At 45.7% G+C, this 792-nt stretch carries 2 protein-coding genes; one reads left to right on the forward strand and one right to left on the reverse strand.

The window, feature by feature from the left end; translation table 11 throughout:
• The coding region (locus AC1DWB_RS36470; RefSeq protein WP_477545923.1) for a bacterial transcriptional activator domain-containing protein at window positions 1-492 on the forward strand (492 nt) is incomplete at its 5' end.
• A gap of 7 nt (window positions 493-499) precedes the next feature.
• Here the strand turns inward: AC1DWB_RS36470 and AC1DWB_RS36475 are convergent.
• Window positions 500-792: sensor histidine kinase (locus AC1DWB_RS36475; protein WP_477545924.1), on the reverse strand; the 293-nt coding region annotated here is incomplete at its 5' end.

Here is a 792-nt window from a genome sequence, read left to right on the forward strand (position 1 = left end):
AGCATGGGCGTTGAGAGAGGTTATGTGCTCTCTGTTGGAAACGCAACCATTGACAAGGAAGAATGGGAGAAAGAAATGAAGCAGATTGAAGCCCCCGGACAGCACAATATCCGGGAGCACAAACGTGTTTTTGCCATGTATAAGGGAGACTATCTGGGGGATTACGGATACCTGTGGGCCGAATACGAAACCGAGCGTCTGAGGCGCCTGTGGCTGAATCATGCGTATCTTCTAAGCGATTATTATCTTGAGCAAAAGCTGCCGGAATCTGCTATTGAAATGAACAATGCCATCCAGCAACGGTACCCCTTAGAAGAGGAAAGTTACTTTAACCTTATGAAGCTGTATAACTCCTTGGGTAATCGAATGGGCGTGTCTGATCAATACAACTTGCTGAATACAAGACTAGCCCAGGAATTGGATATTGCTTGCAGTGCTCCTATTTCAGCCTGGTATAAATCCTGGAACAAGAGTACTAGATTGGGAGTATGAACGGATATCAATTGGATATTGTAAATGAAACTGTAGTGCCTGCACCAGGAGCACTTTGAATATATAGACCCTTGCCGTATATTTGTTTCAACCTTCGATCTGTATTGCGCAGTCCGATTCCCGTCTTTTGTCCTGGACGGGGTTCGAGGACATTGCGCAGTTTGTCTTCTGTCATTCCAACTCCATCATCGATGATCGAGATCTCAACGTGATCAATGTTATCCTTAATGCGAATCAGCAAATTTCCACCCCGCGAGTTTCCTAGCACCCCATGCCTCACTGCATTCTCCACTATAGGCT

The sequence above is a fragment of the Paenibacillus sp. P4_E11 genome, assembly GCF_056401635.1.